Here is a 21,767-nt window from a genome sequence, read left to right as displayed (position 1 = left end):
CTTTTTATCCTCATTTTGTTTTTTGTTATAGACTTCTTTCATAAGTCCCTTTTTTTCTGCCTATAGGAGAAAAATAAAGAAGAGGTAAATAATAATGAAAGAAGTCCTATATTCAAGTCCTTAACTCCACGCATGACGCGGAGGCTGAACACCATTAAGGTAATAATTTCCAACAATGTGATATTTCCAACGCACAGGATCATGTAGCGTATGGGTACGTGCATTACGCCAATGTCGATCCAGATTGAGCTCAGACAAAGTCGAGCGCGTGCCTGACAATTCAAATAGCTTATTCGCTGCGAGTATTGCCACTTCAGTGGTCAACACTTTTGCTTCTGCAACCAGTAAAGTCGCCTGAGAAACATGCTGTTCTGTTGGCTCATCAATCGCCAGATCAATCTGGTCGGCAGCCAAGTCCAATACCGCTTCTGCTGCACGAAGTTTAATTTTTAAGTCACCAATACTGGCAATGGTATAGGGATCATCGGTCGCACGCTCCAAACCTGAATCAATCCACGGACGACTGTATTTTTTTACGTATTGAATGGTTTCTTCAATCGCACCACGCGCAATCCCCGCGTCTACCGCCGCCTGTATGAACTGGGAAATCGCGCCTGCTGCGGTCGGTCGTTCAAAGGCTTGATAAATCGGAACGACATATTCCTCACGTACAGGAACTTTTTTCAATTCAACACTACCACTGGCAGTGGTACGTTGCCCAAATCCAGACCAGTCATTAATAACATTCACCCCTTCGGTTTCACGTGGGACTAAAGCAGCAAAGGGCTGACCTGATTCATTAATCGCTACAATTGGAATCCAGTGCGCTAGCAATGCGCCTGTGGCAAAAAACTTCTGCCCATTGATTTCATATCCTGTTGCGGTTTTATGAATGGTGGTGGTGAGATCAGCCACGGTTTTACTGCCTTTTTCTGAAAAAGCATTACCAAAACGAATACCTTTGAGCACCAGATCAAAGAAAAAACGTTGCTGCTCCAAACTGGCATCCAGACGTAAATGCTCTAAAAATGCCCAGTGGTTTTGTGGTAATTGTCCCAGTGAAGAATCGACACTAGAAATGGTTTTGACCACTTCCGCCAAAGTACGATATTTAACTTGTGCGCCACCAAATGCTTTAGGAATGGTAATTCCCCATAAACCACTTTGCGAATATTGCTGGATTTCATTGATGGGCAAACGGCGTTCTTGATCACGCAAGGAAGCTTCTTTGACAAATTCGTGAGCCAATTGCTTGGCAACCTGAATTGCTTCGGCATCGTTTTGAATAATATGTGCATTTTGTGGTTGTTCAAACACCTGTAATGGCACAGAATTTGCTCGATGAGCATAAGAAGTATGGGAAGAAACCGCTGTATTTAGTTGGCTCATAGTGGAAAATCTCTTCAGTGTTTTTTTAGGCTATGCAAATCAACATAGCACCAAAAAAATGAAGCTGTTATAGTGATTAACGCATTGTTTATGAAATGGTTTTTGCAATACTTTGCATAAAAAATGCAATATATTTAAACCCTTGTTTTTAGAATTGATTCTAGTTTATTAACAATTTGAAGTAGGCAATTTAGACTTTGTCACCTATGATCAAGACTGAATCCAGCGCGGATAAAAGGTAAAATAGAGATGGCTAAAAATACGAGTTCTCCAGGTCGACGTTTTATGAAACTTGCGGGAATGACTGCCAGTATCGCGACTAAAACAGTCTCAAGCTCGATTCGAAATTTAACCGCGGATGATGAACAAAAACTTGCGGCGAAAACCAAACTTTTTCAGGATATTGGCGTTCAAATTGCAGATACTTTGGGCGAAATGAAAGGCGCAGTCATGAAAGTTGGACAAATCGCCTCACAATACAAAGACATTTTTCCACCCGAAGTCGCCAAAGCCATTGCAAAACTGCAACGCCAAGCACCTGCTGTTCCATTTAGCGCGATTCAGCAACAAGTTGAAAAAGAATTAGGGCAACCTTTACTGACCATTTTTCAATCTTTTGAACAACAACCCTTTGCCGCTGCATCTATTGGACAGGTTCATCGTGCTGTTCTGCCCAATGGACAAGAGGTAGTAGTCAAAGTGCAATATCCGGGCGTAGATGAAGCTTGTGAAAGTGACCTCAAACAGGTTCGTTTGGCTTTACGCTTGATGGGTGTGATCAAGATTGATAAGAAACTTCAGGATAAACTTTTTGCAGAAATTCAGGACAGTCTGTCTGATGAATTGAATTATGAAATTGAAGCGCAAAACCTTGAGGTTTTTAAAACCTTCCATGAGCAATTAGATGATAAAATTATCATTCCAAGCGTTTATAAAGACTATTCTTCACGCCGTATTTTAACTTTAAGTCTGGAGCGTGGAGAGTCGATTGAAACAGCCAGTACATGGCCTATCGAGATTCGTAATGAAATTGGTCGTCGTCTAATACGCGCTTTAGGTCAGGAAATCTTTTATTTAAAACGCTTCCATTGTGATCCACATCCAGGAAATTTTGCGTTTCGTGAAGATGGCAGTGTGATTATCTATGATTTTGGTGGAGTAAAAACCTTAACTATTGAAATCATTGAGCATTTTAAACGGCTGGTACAAGCAGCGCGTCAACAAGATGTCGCTGCAATTGAAAATCATCTGGATGCTCTACACTCACTTTCAGAAAAAGGATTATTTCCAGAAGAGCTTTATTTACAATGGTTAGAAGTCCTGTTACGCCCTCTCACAACGAATTATGACTTTGCCCAAAATTCTGCGCATCATGATGGCGTTATTTTAGTGAAAAAATCCTTGAAATACTGGGATGTGTTTAAGCCATCGCCAGATACTTTAATGGTCAATCGCACTATTTCAGGACATTATTGGAATCTCATCCATTTAAAAGTCGATGATAATCTGAATGATTTATTTGAAGAATTAGTTCCGAATTGATTTAGAAGATTACAGCATGATTGAAGATTGATTTACATATTTGACTTATTAATTGAAATATTATAACATTTCAAAATAAATCAATTGGAGGGTTTCCCATGCGTAACGGTATACATCCTGAATATCAACAAGTGCTTTTTCATGATACCAATGCAGATGCCTATTTTGTGATTGGTAGCACCATCCAAACCAAACAAACTCGTGAATATGAAGGCAAGACTTATCCCTATGTGACTTTGGATATTTCCAGTGCATCTCATCCGTTTTATACAGGTGAAGTCCGTCAAGCCAGTAACGAAGGTCGTGTCGCAAGCTTTAACAAACGTTTTTCACGTTTTAAACGTTAATCTTGCCTTAAGTTTTTAGTTTTATACTGAATCCTATTCGAAGCCTAAGCAACTATCTCCTCCACTTAGGCTTCTTTTTTTGGCCGAAATTCGGTCTTGTGTATAAACATGAAGTTATCCACAGTTGTCCTTTCTCTTATTGGTAAAAGCAATTCTAACTAAGTTTTCTTCAGCTTATTTGCTCAAATGAATGCTGAAACCCATAAATTCAATGCTATGCTTCATCATACTTTTGACTTGTCATTGAATCACGGAAAATCATGGTACACAAACTCTTGCAACAGCTTCAAAATGGTGAAGCCAAATTTGCTGATGTTTTGGCGCATATCGAAGCACGTTTTGAACATCAACCAACAGCATTTAAAAACGGTCAACAACACAATGCTGCCACTGAAAATCAAGGCAGTGCTAAAGTATTGTCATTTGCCAAAATTGAAGGTCTGGATCAAGTGCAAACCTTAAGTCTGTTTGCAGAACATTATGCTTCTGTGCTTGCAACACCAGAAAGTACAGATCATCAAAACATTCGTCAGTTTATGCAACATGGCTGGGATGGTGTGACTTTTGAAGGTCAGGCACTCACTGCAAAATAAAATAATAAAGTCATAAAAAAACCCAGACATCCTGTCTGGGTTTTTCGCATTTCCGTTTTAGGGTTAACTCCTGTCATCCCTCACGATCCTGATGATTGACTAATTGTTGTTGTTTTACGTCTTCGAACATCCTGTTCTTTATGGGTTCATCATAGGAAATTTATATTGTGGTGAATATTGGCAATTTTCCTGAATTGATGTAAGCCAGAACTTACATACTATCTCGTTTAAGGTCATTTTTTGAGATCAGTAGATGCGGGTATTGAAGAACTAAATAGCTCTAGAATCTCATTATAAACTTTAACGTTTAGAATAAATTCAAGATTTTCATCACATTCTATAATTTTGGCAATATATCTTGTTTCTATTCAGATTTCCTAAAATTTCACAACTCACCCACATCAATCAGTTTATTTCTAACCATGATTCAAGATGAATCCATCATTGATCTAGATCATTCCATGCAAAAATCATATTAAACACTTTCTATCTGTTTTACACGATGCACAATAGAATGTTCTTCATGCTGCACAATCTGATGCCCCACTCGATGATAACCACGATTAAAATACACCAAACTTTGAGTCTGCTGACTTTGTTGAATCGCAACAATACGACACATCAAAATCGTATGTGTTCCCACTTGTTGAACCTGATCAATTTCACAATCAAAATTCACTAAAGCATTGTCTAAAACTGGCGCACCTGTTTCGAGTTCCGTCCAAAATCCGTGTTCAAATCTTTGTTCAGGACTCAATTTTGACGAAAATGCTTGAGAAATATGCTGATGATCTGCGCCTAATACATTCACCGTTAAAATTTTATTTTCTAAAAAGTGTGCATGGGAACTTGATGCTTGATTCATACAAACTAACAATGTCGGCGGTGTATCGGTCACACTGCATACCGCAGATGCAGTGAAGCCATAACGGCCAGACGCGCCTGCTGTGGTTACCACACTGACCGCACTGCTTAATAAAGACATTGCATTTCGAAAGTCTGACGCTTCAATCATCATTTTATTCCTCAATCAGCTCAATCGTTTGATCACCCATAGCATCAAACGATTGAGCTTAGATCTGACTATACCGAGTATTACCCGTTTGCGAGTTCTTTTCGGATAATTTCTGCACCTGCGCTAAGTGCTTGTAACTTGCCTCGTGCCACATCACGAGAAAGTGGTGTCATACCACAATTGGTCGATGGATACAGTTTATCTGCATCCACAAATTGGAGTGCCTTGCGCAAGGTATCAGCGACTTCTTCAGGCGTTTCAATGCTATTGGTGGCAACATCAATCGCGCCGACCATGACTTTTTTGCCACGAATCAACTCGATCAAATCCATCGGCACGCGAGAGTTGTGACATTCCAGTGAGATAATATCAATCTTGGATTGTTGTAACTTAGGAAAGGCTTCTTCATATTGACGCCATTCTGACCCCAAAGTCTTTTTCCAGTCAGTATTGGCTTTAATACCATAGCCATAACAAATATGCACAGCCGTTTCACACTTAAGACCTTCAAGCGCGCGTTCAAGCGTCGCAACGCCCCAATCATTGACTTCATCAAAGAACACATTAAACGCAGGCTCATCAAACTGGATAATATCCACGCCCGCAGCTTCTAATTCCAGTGCTTCCTGATTCAAAATTTTGGCGAATTCCCAAGCCAATTTTTCACGACTTTTATAGTGCGCATCATACAACGTATCAATCATGGTCATTGGACCAGGTAATGCCCATTTAATCGGTTGAGTCGTTTGCTGACGTAAAAACTTGGCATCTTCTACAAATACGGGTTTTTGACGCGATACTGCACCGACAACGGTCGGTACGCTGGCATCATAACGATTACGAATTCGAACCGTTTCACGTTTTTCAAAGTCAACGCCATCCAGATGTTCAATGAATGTGGTGACAAAATGTTGGCGAGTTTGTTCACCATCACTCACGATATCAATGCCCGCCAATAGCTGCTCGTGTAGCGATAAACTCAAAGCATCACGTTTGCCTTGCGCCAGTTCATCACCTTGTAATTTCCACGGTGACCAGAGTTTTTCAGGTTCTGCAATCCATGATGGTTTTGGTAGGCTACCCGCAGTTGAGGTTGGTAATAATCGTTTCATCTTCAATAATCTTCTATATTTAGTTACACAGCAGCGGTTTTATTCGGATGACTTCTATCCAAACTTTTATCCGAATTATTTTTATCGGAGTAATTGGCAGCCCAGCGTTCAAGAATATTCTGGTAAGGCTTAATGAAGTTTTCCTCAGTCCATTTACCTTGTTTTACTGCTAATTGACCACGTTCCACACGATCATAGACGATGCGTGTTAATGAATAATCTGGATATTCAAGACTTGCTTGATAGATTTGTGCCGCTGATGAATTTGCATTGTAAATTTCAGGGCGATAAATCTTTTGGAAAGTTTCCATCGTACTAATTGCACTAATCAATTCAAAATCAGTGTAATCACGTAGTAAATCACCTGCAAAATAGAAGGCTAAAGGTGCAACGCTCCCTTTTGGCATAAAGAAGCGAACCTGTAAGCCCATTTTATGGAAATACTCATCAGTCCGTGAGTATTGGTCTTGTTTGTATTCAACGCCCAAAATAGAATGTTCATTGCTTGTGCGATGATACTTTCTCGCGGTCGAAACACTCAGGCAAATCACAGGTTGTTGATTAAACTCTGCCTTAAAGGTGTCAGAATTTACAAGATATCGATATAGCTTGCCATGTAAATCACCAAAGTTTTCAGGTGCATACGATGTTGAGTTTTCTTTATTATGTTCTTTAAGCACCACGCTGAAATCGTAGTCACGAACGTATGATGAAAAGCTATTTCCAATCATTCCTTCAATACGTTGATTGGTTTTATGATCAATAATTGTACTTTTCAGCATTTCAATGATTGGGAAGGTTGTACCATTGCCTTCAATATCCAAATCGGCAGAAATAATATCGATTTCAAGTGAGTAACGATCACCATTAGGATTGTCTGATTGTGCTAAGGCATTGAAACGATTATTAATCATGCGAAGGGTATTGCGCAGATTCTGCTCACGGCTTTCACCACGTGCCAAATTGGCGAAATTAGTTGTAAGACGTGTACTATCTGCGGGTTGATAGTTTTCATCAAAACGAATACGTTTAATTGAACATGCGAACTCTTTACTCATGGCAAAATCTACTACCCTAAATTCTATAGAGTCATTTATACCTAAAGACAAACATGAATAAAAACGATTTTGTTTCATTAAAAGATGAGCCAAATTCATGTTTAGAAATTTAGCCCAATTGAAGATGGATAATGCGAGTCATGTCTTAGCAGAAGTTTGGGATAATCAGGCAATCTAATAAAAACTGCCCTCCCGCCTTTTCAGTAAAATTAATTTTTATTTTTATCAAAATCTTAGATACTATTTCAACGATCCACTTAAACTCTATCAAGTCCGCTATCTGAAATAAAAACAGTAAACTCCTAACTTTTTGACCTATGGTCGTTCTGCATACTGCGGTAAGTCATCACAAATCGTGTCCCACTCTGCTTTGTGCGCAGCGAAAATATGCATACTCGGTTTTTGCTCAATTTTGGTATCTAAAGTTCCAATCCGCAAACGATAAAATTCAGGGGTATCTATTTTTATGCTCATGATGGGCGAACCACATTCGCTACAAAAACAACGCTGCGTGGTTGGAGTGGATTGATATTTCTTAAGCAAATGTTCGCCTTGCACAATTTTAAAATCATTCACATGCACAGGCGTATTGGTTGCATAAGCTGTACCATTGGCTTTACGGCAACGTTGGCAATGGCATTGAATAATATCACCCAAGCCATGACCTGAAACCTCGTAACGAATGCCCTGACATAAACAGCTTCCCGTCAATAATGCAGCTTGTGACATGAAGATACTCCGTGTAATTATTGATTTTTTAACCAAATTAACAGGTTTTGAGGATAACAAAAATAGTGAATTTCAATTTAGTCAGAATTTAGTTGTGCATGAACACCTTGTGCTGCTGTTCGTCCTGTCGCCAGACAAGCGTTCAGTAAATAACCACCTGTAGGTGCATCCCAATCCAGCATCTCACCACAAGCAAAAATATAAGGAGAATTCTTTAGCATCAGATGCTTATTTAATGCATCGAGTCGAATCCCACCTGCGCAGCTAATCGCTTCTTCAATTGGACGAAAACCCTGTATCTGCACGGCAATTTGTTTAATATGCTGCGCCATTTTGATTGCATCATTCCAGTCATTTTTACTGACGACATCACGAATCAAAGCAATTTTGGTTTTATCCAAGCCAATCTTTTGCCATAAAGTATTTAAAGACTGCTTTTTGCCTTGCTGTAACTTTTGTAAAATTTGTTCTTGGCTCAGGTCTGGCAGTAAATCCAGATATAAAATTGCGGGACCTTGCGTCTGCATCGCTTCACGCAAATCGCGATTACAGCGATAGACCAAACCACCTTCCAATCCATAATGGCTGATCACCATTTCGCCAAACTGAGGTACTTGACCAGCTACCCACGCCTGAATCCGCTTAAGCGGTTGTCCGAAAATGGGTTGCAAATATTCAGACCAATTGACTAACACCCCGACATTACTGGCAATAAAAGGTTGAATAATCGATGCATCTAACCAGTTTTGCCATTTTCCATCACTTCCCAGTTGTGGCCATGATACTGCCCCACACGCCAGTACAATCGCATCAGCCGTAATGTGATTCTGCTGTTGTTGCACTAAATCCAGAACCATCAACTCCCGATCCTGCATAGCCAAGACTTGATGGCGGTAACGAAATTTTACGCCGCGATCTTGCAAACGCTTGAGCCATGCGCGTAATAATGGCGCGGCTTTCATCTCGTTTGGGAAAATCCGTCCTGAACTACCAATGTACGATTCAATCCCTAAACCTTTCATCCATGCCTGAATGTCTTGAGCATGAAAACCTTCAATCATCGGGCGCAACCATTTGGCATGATCATAGCGTGATATAAAATGATCTAAATCTTCAGCATGACTAATATTGAGTCCTGTTTTTCCCGCCATTAAGAACTTACGTGCTGCCGATGGCTTTTGCTCATACACGGTAATGTCATAGTCACCAAGTTCAGACAAAACTTCGGCACAGGCTAGTCCCGCAGGACCCGCCCCAACGATCACGACCTGCTTACTCGGCATGACCTTGCCCTTGCAATGGCAAAAATTCATCAAACCGAGTCTGATAGCTTTCAGGTTTAGTGATGATGAGCTGTTGGCAAAGTTCAGCACGCTCTAGATATTTGATCTCAAAATGGGTGCGTGCCGAATCAGATGCAATGCGTTGTTTAACGTAAGGCAAATGCCACAGGTGCAAAAGTTGCTGTTCTGCTTCATCAATATAATCTGGAATATTACTAGCAAGCGTGATCGTACCTTGAGGTTTTAAACGTGACAGCAAAAACTCAAAAAACGGCATATTCAGCCAACGCTGTGCAGGATTATGCGGTTCAGGATTAGGATACAAAATAAAAAAATGTTGTACTTGTTGCGGATAAAGCGCATGGACGATCCACGGCAAAGCATCCGCATGGACGGGATATAAATTATCCCGTGGTTCCAATCCTTTTTGTTTCTGCATCGCCAAAAATTTTTCTTTGGTGCGCTCGATTGCAAACAATGTTTGTTCTGGATGTTCACCACTAAATAACAAGGCATGCTTGCCCTTACCCGCACCAATTTCAACACAAATGGGGATATTTTCAATGGAACTAAAATCACGCGGCGCCTGCATGCGCTGGGCTTGAAATTGACGAATCGAGATAATCACAGCAAACTATTCAAACTAGGTATTGAAATCAGGCTAAGTCTAACAAGTGATTTGAGCTTTGCCTAATATCTTGATGATGAATTTGAGGATTTTACTATGCCACGCACATTTCCCTGTCCCCGTTGTGGAGAACCCTCTGTCTGGGAAGGCAATGAGTTTCGTCCCTTTTGTTCAGAGCGTTGTAAACTGATTGATCTGGGCGCATGGGCCAATGAGGACTATAAATTACAGACTCAAGATGCTCCAACATCGGAAAATGGCCATCCGAATGATTACGATAGTTAAGTTGCTATACCCGCCTCGATGATCATCTTTCGTTGCAAAATTTACTCAAAATCGTGCAATTAGCAAACAAAATTAAACACACAGGACTTAAAGTACTCGTCAATAATATGGCTCTTCTCACAATAGGAGAATTTTGATGCTTTTGTTGAGATTACTTTTCGCTGTTTTTGCTATTTGCTGTTTAATCTTCCTCGTTTTAGGTTTTATGGCTTCAGATGCCGTTTTATTTGTTATTGCCGTATTATTTGCAGTTGCAAGCGTTTTAATTGCACTGGAAGCCAAACAGCGTTTCCATAGCTTATTTCACTCTTGACGTCTGGGACAATGATTGCAAGTTCAATCATTGTCCTTTTATTATGTCTCTTTTAACCTGCTTTACCTGCAACAAAAGGATTAAATTGTTTTTCATAGCCAATGCTGCTCATCGGCCCATGCCCTGAAATAAACTGTGTATCATCGGGTAGACTAAAACATTCACGTTGAATCGAATCCAATAGTTGTTGGTGATTGCCTTTCGGAAAATCAGTCCGCCCAATCGAGCCCTTAAATAACACATCCCCTGTCCATAATAATGCATGTTGTTGGTTATAAAACATCACATGGCCTGGTGTATGTCCAGGCGCAAATCGCACGTCAAACTGATGCTCACCTAATGTCAAGACTTCGCCGCCTTCAAGCCATTGATTTACATGTACAAGTTCAGGAATTGGAAATCCATAACGTTTCGACACTTCCTGAATCATATCTAGCCAAAATTGATCCTCTTTGTGCGGGCCAATCACAGGAATACCCCAGATTCTAGCTAACTCACCAACTGCCCCTGCATGATCAAGATGTCCATGGGTCAACCACAATGCTTTGACCTTTAAGCCAAGTGCTTCGACTTCTTGTCTTAGTTTGGCTGCATCTCCCCCTGCATCAATTAAAATTGCGTCTTTAGTTTCACTATCCCAAACAATAGAACAATTTTGAGCGAAAGCCGTTACAGGAACTATTTTAACTTGCAGCATAACAACCTCTGGCGAAACATCATGATGTTTTATTGAGCTAAGGTGATTTCAAGCGCATTTAAATGGGCTTGAACGAGTTTGCGGAGTAATTGTAGATGGGCATCTGAGTCGTTTAATGCAGGAATGTACTGATAAGACTCACCACCAGCATTCAAAAACAATTCTGCATTTTGAATCGCGAGTTCTTCTAAGGTTTCCAGACAATCCGCAGAAAAAGCAGGGCTCAAAATCTGTACAGATTTCACACCTTGTTGCGCCCACTCTCCAAGCAATTGATCTGTATAAGGTTTAACCCATTCCTGTTTGCCAAAACGTGACTGAAAACTAATGGCCCATTGATTGTGTTCGAGCCCCAGTGCTTGGGCAACTAAACGCGCGGTTTCCCGACATTGATCTGCATAAGGATCACCTTTATCAGCATACGGCTGGGGAATTCCATGAAAAGACATTAATAATTTTTCTGCTGTCCCATGCTGATTCTGAAAATCCCGAATACTTTGCACTAGCGCCTGAATAAATAAAGGATGGCGATAATATTCTTTAACAATGCTTAAGCCCGGTAAATTACGTTGCTGTGGAATCCATTTGGCAAAAGCATCATAAAGTGGCGCGGTTGAGGTCGCAGAATATTGCGGAAATAAAGGCAATAATAAAATATGATCCTGAGGAGATTGCGCCAATTGTTGCAATAATGAGGTGATTCCGGGTTGACCATAAGTCATGGCAGGAACCACCCTTAAATCAAACTGCGGATAAGCATCCGTAAGATCAGATTTCAAACGTTCAGTCTGCGCAAAAAGAATTTCTCGCATGGGTGAATCTTTACGCCAAACTGTTGCATAGGCATGCGCCACACGTTTAGGACGAAAAGGCAGCACAAAACAGCGTAGAATAATTTGCCAAAGCAGTGCGGGAATTTCAATCACCCGTGAATCTGACAAAAACTGTTTTAAAAACTGCCTCACTGCTGGAACAGTGGCTGCATCAGGAGTTCCCAAATTGGCTAAAATAACAGTCACTTTTGGCTTAGATGCAGTAGACATTCTTTTTCCTGTTCAATGCGTACATGAAAATCTGTGGAGTACGCTTACTTTAACAGTTTTATGGCTTTTTCAAAATAAATGACTAATTTGTTTTTATTTGCGTCGTGCGTTGAGGTTCTGGCTGTTGAGTTTCCAGTAATTTCAAAGCCTTAGGTGTAAGCTGCCACAATAAACGCTGACGCTCATCACGACCAGCGGGGACAATCCAGTCATTTTGTCGCATCTGCATTTTAATATGATGCAATGCACGGATATTAATTTGCGAACGCGCAACTGCATGTGCTCGCGGTAAGACTAGCCTTGCATCTTCAAGTCCCGTTTCATTCAGATAATCATTAATCCTTTTAGAAAAATATTCCTCAGGTGTCGGGATTTTAAAGACCACACTTAAAATGGATAAAATCTGCAACCAAGTCAGCTTACGTTCAGGTTTAAGTTCCTGAAAATTACCATCCTGATAGGCATGAACACGGTATTCAAAAGAATAAATTTCATTGGTATACACTCTTGGCATTGCGACCAAAGGATCATTTTCACGCTTACCTTGCTCGGTTTCCAGACGAGTGACTTTAGCGCGTAAACTATCAATTTCATCTTGTAAAACTTGGGTATTTTGCGGTCTGACCCACCCCAATACAGGATAACGTTCCAACATTTGAGACATATTGAAACGCACCGCCAGTTCTAAGTCGCGCAGGCTATGATAACAAAAAACCTGATCGACCTCTTGTTGGAGCTGTTTACGAAATTCATGAAATTTTTCTTTTAATTCTGGTTTGCTATCCTGCAACGCAGCGTCACGGCTTTCTGGCGCATCATGCATAAAGACAATGATCGGTTTTTGTTTGGTTACGGCATAAATATATTCAAGATGTAGATAACTTACCCCTGAAACTGATTGTTCCCCGTACTGACTACCAAGCAATAATACAACATAATCACAATCGTCAATTTGACGACGCGCAATGGAGGTACTCAGTGGTGTACGTTGCTCAAGCCCCCATGAAAAAAATCCCATTCCGATGAGTGTCTGTGCCAATACCATACGTTCTGGTTGCATCTCTGCACCAGAAGTTGAAATAAACACTTGATAACGCTTATCCAGCATGGTTATCCCCTAAAATTTAACATTCCTCACCACGTTCCGTGTGATGTACGAATATACAACCTCAAATTTAGATCTAAAATTTATGCAATCATCGCCATACTCTTCAATCATCAATATTGTGAATACGCCAAGTCATATGATCTTTAATCATATGTTTTAACACAAACTTTAACTCATCTGCATTATTTCCGCTGACAAAACACTCAATTTGTAGATGATTCTGACGAATTTCGTCAAATAATAACTCATTTTTAATCAAAATGCGGGCTGTTTGCCTCGCCACCGCCAAACCTGAGTCAATTAATGTCAGTTTCTGCCCAAAAAGATGGGTAATTGCTTCATTTAAAAACGGATAATGAGTACAGCCTAACACCAAAAAATCCGCATGCTGATCCACGACAGGCTGTAAACATTGCTTCAATACCGTTAAACAAGCGGGACTCATTTGTTCGCCTGCTTCAACAAAGGGTACCAGTTCCAGACAAGTGACAGCTAAGACCTCTACCCCTGCTGGATGCGCGAAATTTTGAATCACATCCTTAATCAGTTGCCCACGAAATGTTGCAGGTGTTGCCAATACTGCAACGACTTTAGACTGAGTTTGTAGCACTGCGGGTTTGAGCGCAGGCACTAAGCCAACGATTGGAAAAGACGCTCCATAATGTTCGCGCAAATAATCCAGACTAAATGCTGAGGCTGTATTACATGCCACAACTGCCATTTTACAACCACGACGATATAACCATTCAATCGCCTGTGCGGTTAACTGTCGGATTTCCTGATCTGAGCGTGGCCCATAAGGAACATGTGCAGTATCGGCATAATAAATAATCTGTTCATTGGGTAAATGCTGAACGATTTCCTGTGCAATGGTTAATCCCCCCACACCAGAATCAAAAATACCAATCGGCGCATCTTTAGATGCTTGAAGTCTGGATTTTAATTCAGCATGAATAGGGTGTATTGCGGTCATTTCTTTGGATAAATCCATCGTGTCAGATTCAGAATTAAGCTTAAACCTCAACTGCTCAATTGCAAGAGCAAATCACCACTTTTTAACTCAAGAACAGCTTCTCCATCAGAATTTTCAGTCAAAACACCCAACTCAATCAAATGATAAAAAGCGGCGCGCTGAATTAAAGCATTTAAACCAAAGCGCACATGTACATAAGGGCGTAATTCCTCTTCTCCTGCTTCACTTACATAACCACGCATAAAAATCGGATGTTCCTCATCCACAATCACAATATCTTGATTGGTGGTGGTTAATTGGATAAAAGATTTACAATCAATCTCAATCACATCGACTTGATTGACCAGCAAAGGTTCATCTTCAACCTCGATCTCAATTTGCTCAACGGGCGTCTTTAAATAATACTTTGCATCCTCTTTCCAAAGCACTTTAGAAAATAGATCTAAAAGCGCCTGCCGCTTGATCAATTGACCTTCGTGCCACCATTCTCCATTGGCTTTTATGATCAAATCCATTTTACCGCAATGCTTTGGATGCCATTGGTCAAGAGGTGGAATTGACCTTTTGTGACTTTGCTGTGCATCTTTTAGATATTGTGCGATACTCATTAAGTTTTTATCATCTAACGATGTTGACTGGTTTGTCTCTTGAGACGAATGATGATGATTTACCATGGTTTATGCCTTGCTGACGAGAAAATATAACGACTCAGCCAATTGGCTAGATCAGGGTTTGAAACTATACTAGCCGCAAACTATTTAAGACACGATTGTCTGTTTGTGTCTAGACATTAAAGAACACTCATGGCAGCACCGAAGCGCTGATGTGACGGTTGCCACCCTTAGCAATATGAGGAGTCCTACATGGAGCACATCGAACGCGAAGCGATGGAGTTTGACGTAGTGATCGTTGGTGCTGGACCTGCGGGTCTATCGTCTGCGATTAAAATTCGCCAACTTGCGATTGAACATAATTTACCCGATCTATCCGTCTGCGTCGTCGAAAAAGGCTCCGAAGTGGGCGCTCATATTTTGTCTGGTGCGGTCCTTGAGCCACGTGCCATCAATGAGCTATTTCCGAACTGGAAAGAAGAAGGTGCGCCTTTAAATGTCCCTGTGACTGAAGACAAAACCTACTTCCTGCTCTCTGATGAAAAATCGCAGGAAGCACCGCACTGGATGGTGCCAAAAACCATGCATAACGATGGCAACTATGTCATCTCGCTCGGCAACGTGGTGCGCTGGTTAGGTCAAAAAGCTGAAGAATTAGAAGTGTCTATTTTCCCGGGCTTTGCTGCTGCTGAAATTTTGTATCACGAAGATGGTACCGTCAAAGGCGTACAAACTGGTGATATGGGCATTGGTAAAGATGGTGAACCGACGCATAACTTTGCGCCAGGTTACGAACTCCATGCCAAATACACTTTGTTTGCAGAAGGCTGTCGTGGTCATCTAGGTAAACGCTTAATCAGCAAATTTAATCTGGATAAAGATGTAGATCCGCAGCATTACGGTATCGGGATTAAAGAACTGTGGGAAATTGATCCAGCCAAACACAAAGAAGGTCTGGTCATGCACGGTTCAGGCTGGCCACTGACTGAAACTGGTTCTTCGGGTGGTTGGTGGTTATATCACGCAGAAAACAACCAAGTCACTTTGGGAATGATCGTGGATTTATCCTATGAAAATCCGCATATGTTCCCATTTATGGAAATGCAGCGCTGGAAAACCCATCCTCTGATTAAGCAGTATTTAGAAGGCGGTAAACGCATTTCTTACGGCGCTCGTGCGGTTGTGAAAGGTGGCTTAAACTCTTTACCTAAACTCACCTTCCCGGGTGGCTGTCTGATTGGTGATGATGCTGGCTTCTTAAACTTTGCCAAAATCAAAGGCTCTCACACTGCCATGAAATCAGGCATGTTATGTGGTGAAGCAGTCTTTGAAGCGATTGCGCGTGGTGTAGAAAAAGGTGGTGATTTAGCCATTGCCCGTGTGCTCGAAGGTGAAGACTTCTTTGATAAAGAACTCACCGCTTATACGCAAAAGTTTGACAATAGCTGGCTCAAAGAAGAGTTACATCGTAGCCGTAACTTTGGCCCTGCAATGCATAAGTTTGGTTTGTGGATTGGTGGTGCGTTTAACTTTCTGGATCAAAATATCTTTAAAGTACCGTTTACCTTGCATGACTTACAACCAGACTACAGCGTATTAAAGACTCAGGATAAAGCCACCTTTAAACCGACTTATCCAAAACCAGATGGCAAGTTGACTTTTGACCGTTTATCTTCAGTGTTTGTCTCCAACACGGTACATGAAGAAAACCAACCGTCGCATTTGAAATTGACCGATCCAAGTATTCCAGTCAATGTCAATTTACCGAAATGGGATGAACCTGCACAGCGTTATTGCCCAGCAGGGGTTTATGAGATTGTGGATGAGGGTGAAGGCAATAAGCGCTTCCAGATCAATGCAGCCAACTGTGTCCACTGTAAAACCTGTGATATTAAAGATCCATCACAGAATATTACTTGGGTGACACCTGAAGGTGGCGGTGGTCCGAATTATCCGAATATGTAAATTCCTTGCGTTATAGCAAAGCAGTGCTTTGCTATATCTCATCTTGCGAAGCTATAACGGCTTCTCATCCCCCGAACGATAAAACTTAATCTGTTTTCAAATGCACCGTAATTTAAATTGCGGTGCATTTTTATTTTTTGCCAGTGCGTTATTTTTATTCTGCTCATCTGCTTACATTTCTATCAATCTTTGTTACCTAATTTGAGCGCAGAAATGCATAGACTAATTTTTAAACATTTTATTTTTTCTGATTCCTTTGTTAATTGCGGGTTTGTCACCTTTTAGCCAATTTACTCAAGTCTTTGTCTATGAATCCATATTCAGATTACATCTTGGGCAAGGGATCACTTTTCTTCACATGATTTGAAAAAAGGATGAAAGTCATGCTTGATTTAAAACACACACTGCAATCACTTCAAAATATACGTGCTAACCCAGCAGTTTCGATTTTTGTTCCTACCCATCGTACTTTTCCAGATAATCAACAAGACCATATCGCACTAAAAAATCAACTCAAACAACTCGAAGAACAATTACTGAAAACTTATGACAAAGTTTTTGTTGCCCAATTTTTAAAGCGTATTCATGAAAAAACGGATGAATTAAATCCCAATTATTATCTAGATACTTTGGCCATTTTTGCGACCGCTGATCAGGTCGAGGTGATTTGTTTACCGTTTAAAACTCAAGCCAGAATTATGATTGATACGCAATTTGTATTACGCGACTTTATTCGAGAACTGTCTTATGCACTGGATTATTATATTGTGGTCGTGACCCGCGAAATGGGCCGCCTGATACAAGCATCCAATAATCGCGTTATTCATGAGTTTTCAGAACTGGATATTGAACTCACTCCGCTTTTGCCACATGGCGCTTTTCCAGTCAAAAATGAAACATTATATAGCCTGACTGCCGCAGAGCGATCTGCTGCTGCACAGGAAGATCGTTATCTTAAAGAGTTTTTAAATCGAGTGGATAAAAATGTACAGGTGATTCATGCACAAAAACCTTTGCCAATTGTGCTTGTTGCTGATCGTCGAAATATCAGTTTCTACGAAACCATCTGCGATCATCCTCACCAAATTATTATCAAGGTCGACAATGTCACTCAACTGGAGAATAGCGAACCACGCCATATCGTAGACAGTGTTCAAAATGCATTAAAAGATTATCAGAATAAAATTCATCAAAATCATGCCAATCAACTGGATCAAGTTTATGGAAGTGAGCGGGTTGTGACTGATTTACAACACATTTATCAGGCTGCTTTACAGGGCAATATCGACACGCTCTATATACAACAAGGTTATTCGGTAAATGGTTTTATTGATGAAAACGAGCAGCGTATAGAATTTAGCGCCGCACCAGAAGATGACTCTACGCCTACCGATGTTATCCACCATATCATCGATGCGGCTCAGACGCATGGCGGTCATATTGTATTTTTACCCGAAGCGTATTTAAGTGGCAAAACCCCAGTGACTTTACTTAGTCGATATGCAATTTAAATTTATAAAATCAAGCCTTTGCATAGGGCTTGATTATTTTACTGACCCATTGCAAGCTTATGAATCAAGCAAAGACCATGCAATCAACCACATCACTACACCAATAATGATATCCAAAACCTTCCAAGCTTTTGGATTTTCGAATACGGGTTCAAGCAATCTTGCACCAAAACCCAAACTAAAAAAGAAAACAAACGATGCTGTCACCGCTCCAGCAGCAAAAGCAGCTTTATTGGCATATTGAGAAGAAATAGAACCTAATAAAACCACTGTGTCCAAATAAACATGTGGGTTCAGCCAAGAAAAACTTAAACATAAAATCAGGGTTTGCGCCAAAGAATTCACTTTTTGTCCCGCAGCATGCAAACCATCTTTGGCAGTATAAGCACTATAAAAACTGCGTAAGCCATAAGCGAATAAGAAAATAGCACCAAACCATTTCATCGCCTGAATGAGCCATGTCTGTTGACTCAACAAGCTTGCAAAACCAAAAACACCTAATGAAATCAGCAATGCATCTGAAACTGCACAGATTAAACACACCCAAAAGACATGTTGTCTGAGCAAACCCTGTTTTAAAACAAAAGCATTTTGTGCGCCAATCGCTAAGATTAAGGAAAACCCTAGTAATAAACCTGAAAAATAGGTCGACATCATTATCCTTTTTGCACCAGATAACGATATTCTTTTAAACCTGCTGCATCCAGCAATTCTTCCTGAACTAACAATTCATGTCCCAGATGCATACAAAACTTGGGAATATCCCATGAAGTGGATGGGTCAGTCGCCAATACCTCCACCACATCCCCTGACTTTGACTTCCGAATGGCTTGATGCAGCATCATCACAGGTTCAGGACAACGCAAACCGCGTGTATTCAATTGAATGGTCGGAGTTAAATCTGGTGAAGACATGCCTATACTTGAGTTCAAAAACAGGGGCATAGTTTACCATAAAGTTAAGTCTCCTAGAAAAAGCAAAAAAAGCTGACTCATCAATTTGAATCATTTACGTTTTCCAATCGTTTTAGTAATGCATAAGCCATTTTTCTTCGGTATGATTAAAAATCATTGATTGACACATTAAGAGTCTTTAGGAAAGATCATGCAAGAGGAATCAGGCCCATCGTGGGGTATGCGTGGCTTAAGAAAATGGTTAGGCACTGCACCAGAAACCCGTGACGAACTGTTAAAACTCGTTCAGGATTCACAGCGTTTTTTAGAACCCGATACTGTGGCAATGCTAGAAGGCGTTCTAGACCTTCCTGCCACCAAAATTCGTGAAGTCATGACTCCACGTACTGCCATGATCAGCTTGCAAGAAGACGATGAATTACTGGATATTTTGCACGTTCTGGTTGAATCAGCACATTCTCGTTTTCCTGTCTTCTCATCCGATCAACCTGATAATGTAGTGGGAATTCTCCTTGCTAAAGACTTACTGCCTTTTCTGACCGAACAAGGTGCGAAAGTTGATGTACGCGCCTTAATGCGACAACCGCTGTTTGTTCCAGAAAGTGCTCGTTCGGATCAGGTTTTACGTATGCTTAAACACACGCAAACGCATATCGCGATTGTGATTGATGAGTACGGGACGACATCTGGTCTGGTCACGCTTGAAGATATTTTAGAAGAAATTGTCGGTGAAATTGAAGATGAACATGACAATGCCGATGAAGAGGCGCAGTACATTGTGCCGGATCCAACACAGCAAACAGCAAACACTTGGTTGGTACAGGCACTTACACCGATTGAACACTTTAATACAGTTTTAGATGCAGACTTTTCTGACGATGAAGTAGAAACTATGGGCGGTTTATTGCTTCAGGAAATTGGTTTAGTCAGTGATTTGCAGGGTCAGACCGTTGAACTTGAAAATTGGGAATTTACCATCGTTGAAGCAGATGCACGTACCATTCATCTGATTCGAGCTGTTCGTAAATGAGAACATATTTTAATACATTGTTAGGATCTTCCCAGCAACAAAAACAACTCCCCTTTATTATTCCCCTGCTGATTTCACTCTGTGCTGGTGCTATTTTTAGTCTAGCACTTGCGCCTTACTATTACTGGTGGCTGGCGATTTTGTCGCCAGCATTATTATATGCTTCTCTCAAAAACCGTACAGCTAAACAAGCGTTTGGGATCGGTTGGGCCTATGGTTTTGGCTTATGGTTTGTCGGAGCATTTTGGCTCTATACCTCGATCCATGTCTACGGCGATACCAATGCTGTTTTAAGTGTACTCATGATTGGCTTTATGGCCTTAGTCATGGGACTGTTTACCGCATTTCAAACTTGGCTATATCGTCGGTTTTTCCCAGAAACACCGCTGACGTTTGCACCACTCTGGATCTTCTTTGAATGGGCAAAAACTTGGGTGTTTACAGGTTTCCCATGGCTTTTTGCAGGTTATGCTTTCACCGAACGTTTTCTGGATGGTTATGCGCCGTTGTTCGGAATTTTCGGGGTTTCCTTTGCGGTCATCATACTGGCCTGCGCATTGGTTGAAATTTTACAACGTCGTATTTTCTGGGTGATTCCATCAGCCCTATTATTATTGGGTGCATGGGGAGCGTCGAAAATTGAATTTGTTCAGCCCAAAAACAGCAAACCCTTATCTGTATCTCTGATTCAAGGTAATATTCCGCAAGATCTAAAATGGCTGACTGAATATCAAGTTAAAACCTTGATGATCTATGCCAATTTGACCCGCACAGAATGGGGGCGTGATTTAATCGTTTGGCCTGAATCCTCCATTCCGATGTTTCAAACCGACATCGAACCTTTTCTGGATGCCATGCAGCAGCAAGCCAAGAAAACAGGTTCAGCATGGGTGACAGGTATTCCGTATTGGGATATGAACGCTTCTCAGCAGGTTGGAACGCCACAGTACTACAACAGTATTATGGCCTCGGGCAGTGATTCATCAGGGCTATATAAAAAACAACGTTTAGTCCCTTTTGGTGAATATATTCCGCTTTCTGGACTACTGAGTTGGGTGTTGCCTGCCTTACAAAATGATCCTTCGATGAGTGGTTTTAGTCAAGGGGCGAACGATCAAAAACCCTTGATGATTAAGGGCCATCCACTTGCTGCTGCCATTTGTTATGAAATTGCTTATCCAAATTTAACCCGACGTAATGCGGAAAATAGTGACTTTCTGGTGACGGTTTCCAATGATGCATGGTTTACTGGAACCGCAGGCCCCATGCAACATTTACAAATGGTGCAAATGCGTGCTAAAGAAAATGGACGCTGGTTTATTCGTGCCACCAATACGGGTGTAACAGCGTTTATCGATCAGAATGGTCATATTGTTAAACAAGCACCAATTGATAAAGAAGCCGTGCTCCGTGGTGAATTGCCTGCGATGCAGGGTGAGACACTATATACTCGTTTAAGTGACTGGCCAATCTTGGGCTTTTCATTGTTACTCTTAATCATGGGTTGGTTTTATCGCCCCAAACAAGTCAATGTCAGCTTTAAATCACGACGTTAACGTCCGATTGACCGCTTCAAAAAACCGAGATTTCTGCTGAATCTCGGTTTTTATATGCATCAAAA

Annotated in this window: 22 protein-coding genes; 8 read left to right on the top strand and 14 right to left on the bottom strand. The window is 41.0% G+C overall.

Annotation, left to right across the window (positions count from 1 at the left end):
• Window positions 1-120: 120 nt before the first annotated feature.
• Window positions 121-1,389, bottom strand: coding sequence for an SfnB family sulfur acquisition oxidoreductase (locus tag I6L31_RS12585; protein ID WP_005001289.1), 1,269 nt, complete (start codon window positions 1,387-1,389; stop codon window positions 121-123).
• A gap of 249 nt (window positions 1,390-1,638) precedes the next feature.
• Between I6L31_RS12585 and I6L31_RS12580 the strand changes: the two genes are divergently transcribed.
• The 3 genes from I6L31_RS12580 (at window position 1,639) to I6L31_RS12570 (ending at window position 3,871) form a co-directional block, all read left to right on the top strand.
• Window positions 1,639-2,931 carry an ABC1 kinase family protein gene (locus tag I6L31_RS12580; protein WP_005001287.1) on the top strand — a complete coding sequence of 431 codons (1,293 nt, stop codon included), beginning with the start codon at window positions 1,639-1,641 and terminating at the stop codon, window positions 2,929-2,931.
• A gap of 98 nt (window positions 2,932-3,029) precedes the next feature.
• Window positions 3,030-3,278, top strand: a complete 249-nt coding sequence (locus I6L31_RS12575; protein WP_005001286.1) for a type B 50S ribosomal protein L31 — start codon at window positions 3,030-3,032, stop codon at window positions 3,276-3,278.
• A gap of 260 nt (window positions 3,279-3,538) precedes the next feature.
• On the top strand, window positions 3,539-3,871 hold the full coding sequence (locus I6L31_RS12570; protein ID WP_005001284.1) for a HopJ type III effector protein: 333 nt from the start codon (window positions 3,539-3,541) through the stop codon (window positions 3,869-3,871).
• Window positions 3,872-4,346: 475 nt separating this feature from the next.
• Here I6L31_RS12570 and I6L31_RS12565 read toward each other — a convergent pair whose 3' ends face one another.
• The 6 genes from I6L31_RS12565 to I6L31_RS12540 all read right to left on the bottom strand — a co-directional run bounded on the left by I6L31_RS12565 (window position 4,347) and on the right by I6L31_RS12540 (window position 9,696).
• Window positions 4,347-4,886 (bottom strand): flavin reductase, encoded by a 540-nt coding sequence (locus tag I6L31_RS12565; RefSeq protein WP_035271676.1) that lies wholly within the window; start codon window positions 4,884-4,886, stop codon window positions 4,347-4,349.
• An 80-nt stretch (window positions 4,887-4,966) separates the two neighbouring features.
• On the bottom strand, window positions 4,967-5,998 hold the full coding sequence (locus tag I6L31_RS12560) for a methionine synthase (RefSeq protein WP_005001278.1): 1,032 nt from the start codon (window positions 5,996-5,998) through the stop codon (window positions 4,967-4,969).
• A gap of 23 nt (window positions 5,999-6,021) precedes the next feature.
• Window positions 6,022-7,056: a DUF1852 domain-containing protein gene (locus I6L31_RS12555; protein WP_035271674.1), complete on the bottom strand. Its 1,035-nt coding sequence runs from the start codon at window positions 7,054-7,056 to the stop codon at window positions 6,022-6,024.
• Between the two features lie 315 nt (window positions 7,057-7,371).
• Window positions 7,372-7,785 (bottom strand): GFA family protein, encoded by a 414-nt coding sequence (locus tag I6L31_RS12550; protein ID WP_005001275.1) that lies wholly within the window; start codon window positions 7,783-7,785, stop codon window positions 7,372-7,374.
• Between the two features lie 77 nt (window positions 7,786-7,862).
• Window positions 7,863-9,068, bottom strand: coding sequence for a TIGR03862 family flavoprotein (locus tag I6L31_RS12545; protein WP_005001273.1), 1,206 nt, complete (start codon window positions 9,066-9,068; stop codon window positions 7,863-7,865).
• Entirely contained in the window at window positions 9,058-9,696 is a 639-nt protein-coding gene (locus I6L31_RS12540) for a class I SAM-dependent methyltransferase (RefSeq protein WP_004994135.1), read from the bottom strand. The genes I6L31_RS12545 and I6L31_RS12540 overlap by 11 nt, the downstream gene beginning before the upstream one ends.
• Window positions 9,697-9,792: 96 nt before the next feature.
• Between I6L31_RS12540 and I6L31_RS12535 the strand changes: the two genes are divergently transcribed.
• The gene (locus tag I6L31_RS12535; protein ID WP_005001271.1) at window positions 9,793-9,981 is read left to right on the top strand and encodes a DNA gyrase inhibitor YacG; all 189 of its coding nucleotides are present in this window, start codon (window positions 9,793-9,795) and stop codon (window positions 9,979-9,981) included.
• Window positions 9,982-10,346: 365 nt separating this feature from the next.
• Here the strand turns inward: I6L31_RS12535 and I6L31_RS12530 are convergent, their stop codons facing one another.
• The 5 genes from I6L31_RS12530 to I6L31_RS12510 form a co-directional block, all read right to left on the bottom strand.
• Window positions 10,347-10,991 carry an MBL fold metallo-hydrolase gene (locus I6L31_RS12530; RefSeq protein ID WP_005001267.1) on the bottom strand — a complete coding sequence of 215 codons (645 nt, stop codon included), beginning with the start codon at window positions 10,989-10,991 and terminating at the stop codon, window positions 10,347-10,349.
• 29 nt (window positions 10,992-11,020) lie between these two features.
• The gene (hemH, locus tag I6L31_RS12525; RefSeq protein ID WP_005001265.1) at window positions 11,021-12,034 is read right to left on the bottom strand and encodes a ferrochelatase; all 1,014 of its coding nucleotides are present in this window, start codon (window positions 12,032-12,034) and stop codon (window positions 11,021-11,023) included.
• Between the two features lie 82 nt (window positions 12,035-12,116).
• The gene (locus tag I6L31_RS12520) at window positions 12,117-13,142 is read right to left on the bottom strand and encodes a DUF4062 domain-containing protein (RefSeq protein ID WP_004994149.1); all 1,026 of its coding nucleotides are present in this window, start codon (window positions 13,140-13,142) and stop codon (window positions 12,117-12,119) included.
• A 103-nt stretch (window positions 13,143-13,245) separates the two neighbouring features.
• On the bottom strand, window positions 13,246-14,115 hold the full coding sequence (murI, locus tag I6L31_RS12515; protein ID WP_035271672.1) for a glutamate racemase: 870 nt from the start codon (window positions 14,113-14,115) through the stop codon (window positions 13,246-13,248).
• A 47-nt stretch (window positions 14,116-14,162) separates the two neighbouring features.
• Window positions 14,163-14,789: a DUF1285 domain-containing protein gene (locus I6L31_RS12510; RefSeq protein ID WP_005001260.1), complete on the bottom strand. Its 627-nt coding sequence runs from the start codon at window positions 14,787-14,789 to the stop codon at window positions 14,163-14,165.
• 189 nt (window positions 14,790-14,978) lie between these two features.
• Here I6L31_RS12510 and I6L31_RS12505 point away from each other — a divergent pair, with 189 nt between their 5' ends.
• A complete protein-coding gene (locus tag I6L31_RS12505) occupies window positions 14,979-16,691 on the top strand; it encodes an electron transfer flavoprotein-ubiquinone oxidoreductase (RefSeq protein WP_004991534.1) in 1,713 nt (570 codons plus the stop codon).
• A 383-nt stretch (window positions 16,692-17,074) separates the two neighbouring features.
• On the top strand, window positions 17,075-18,202 hold the full coding sequence (locus tag I6L31_RS12500; RefSeq protein WP_005001258.1) for an AOC03_06830 family ribosome hibernation factor: 1,128 nt from the start codon (window positions 17,075-17,077) through the stop codon (window positions 18,200-18,202).
• A 57-nt stretch (window positions 18,203-18,259) separates the two neighbouring features.
• Here I6L31_RS12500 and I6L31_RS12495 read toward each other — a convergent pair whose 3' ends face one another.
• Both I6L31_RS12495 and tusA read right to left on the bottom strand, forming a co-directional pair.
• Window positions 18,260-18,859, bottom strand: a complete 600-nt coding sequence (locus I6L31_RS12495) for a LysE/ArgO family amino acid transporter (RefSeq protein ID WP_456057501.1) — start codon at window positions 18,857-18,859, stop codon at window positions 18,260-18,262.
• The gene (gene tusA / locus I6L31_RS12490) at window positions 18,859-19,116 is read right to left on the bottom strand and encodes a sulfurtransferase TusA (protein WP_005001252.1); all 258 of its coding nucleotides are present in this window, start codon (window positions 19,114-19,116) and stop codon (window positions 18,859-18,861) included. The genes I6L31_RS12495 and tusA overlap by 1 nt, the downstream gene beginning before the upstream one ends.
• Window positions 19,117-19,306: 190 nt before the next feature.
• Between tusA and I6L31_RS12485 the strand changes: the two genes are divergently transcribed.
• Both I6L31_RS12485 and lnt read left to right on the top strand, forming a co-directional pair.
• Window positions 19,307-20,146, top strand: coding sequence for an HlyC/CorC family transporter (locus I6L31_RS12485; protein ID WP_004991545.1), 840 nt, complete (start codon window positions 19,307-19,309; stop codon window positions 20,144-20,146).
• Window positions 20,143-21,702: an apolipoprotein N-acyltransferase gene (gene lnt / locus I6L31_RS12480; RefSeq protein ID WP_005001250.1), complete on the top strand. Its 1,560-nt coding sequence runs from the start codon at window positions 20,143-20,145 to the stop codon at window positions 21,700-21,702. Before I6L31_RS12485 ends, lnt begins: the two co-directional genes overlap by 4 nt.
• Window positions 21,703-21,767 lie beyond the last annotated feature (65 nt).

Origin of the sequence: Acinetobacter septicus, from assembly GCF_019355975.1 — a bacterium.
Lineage (GTDB): Bacteria > Pseudomonadota > Gammaproteobacteria > Pseudomonadales > Moraxellaceae > Acinetobacter > Acinetobacter ursingii.
This window is presented reverse-complemented; position numbering and strand designations above follow the sequence as displayed.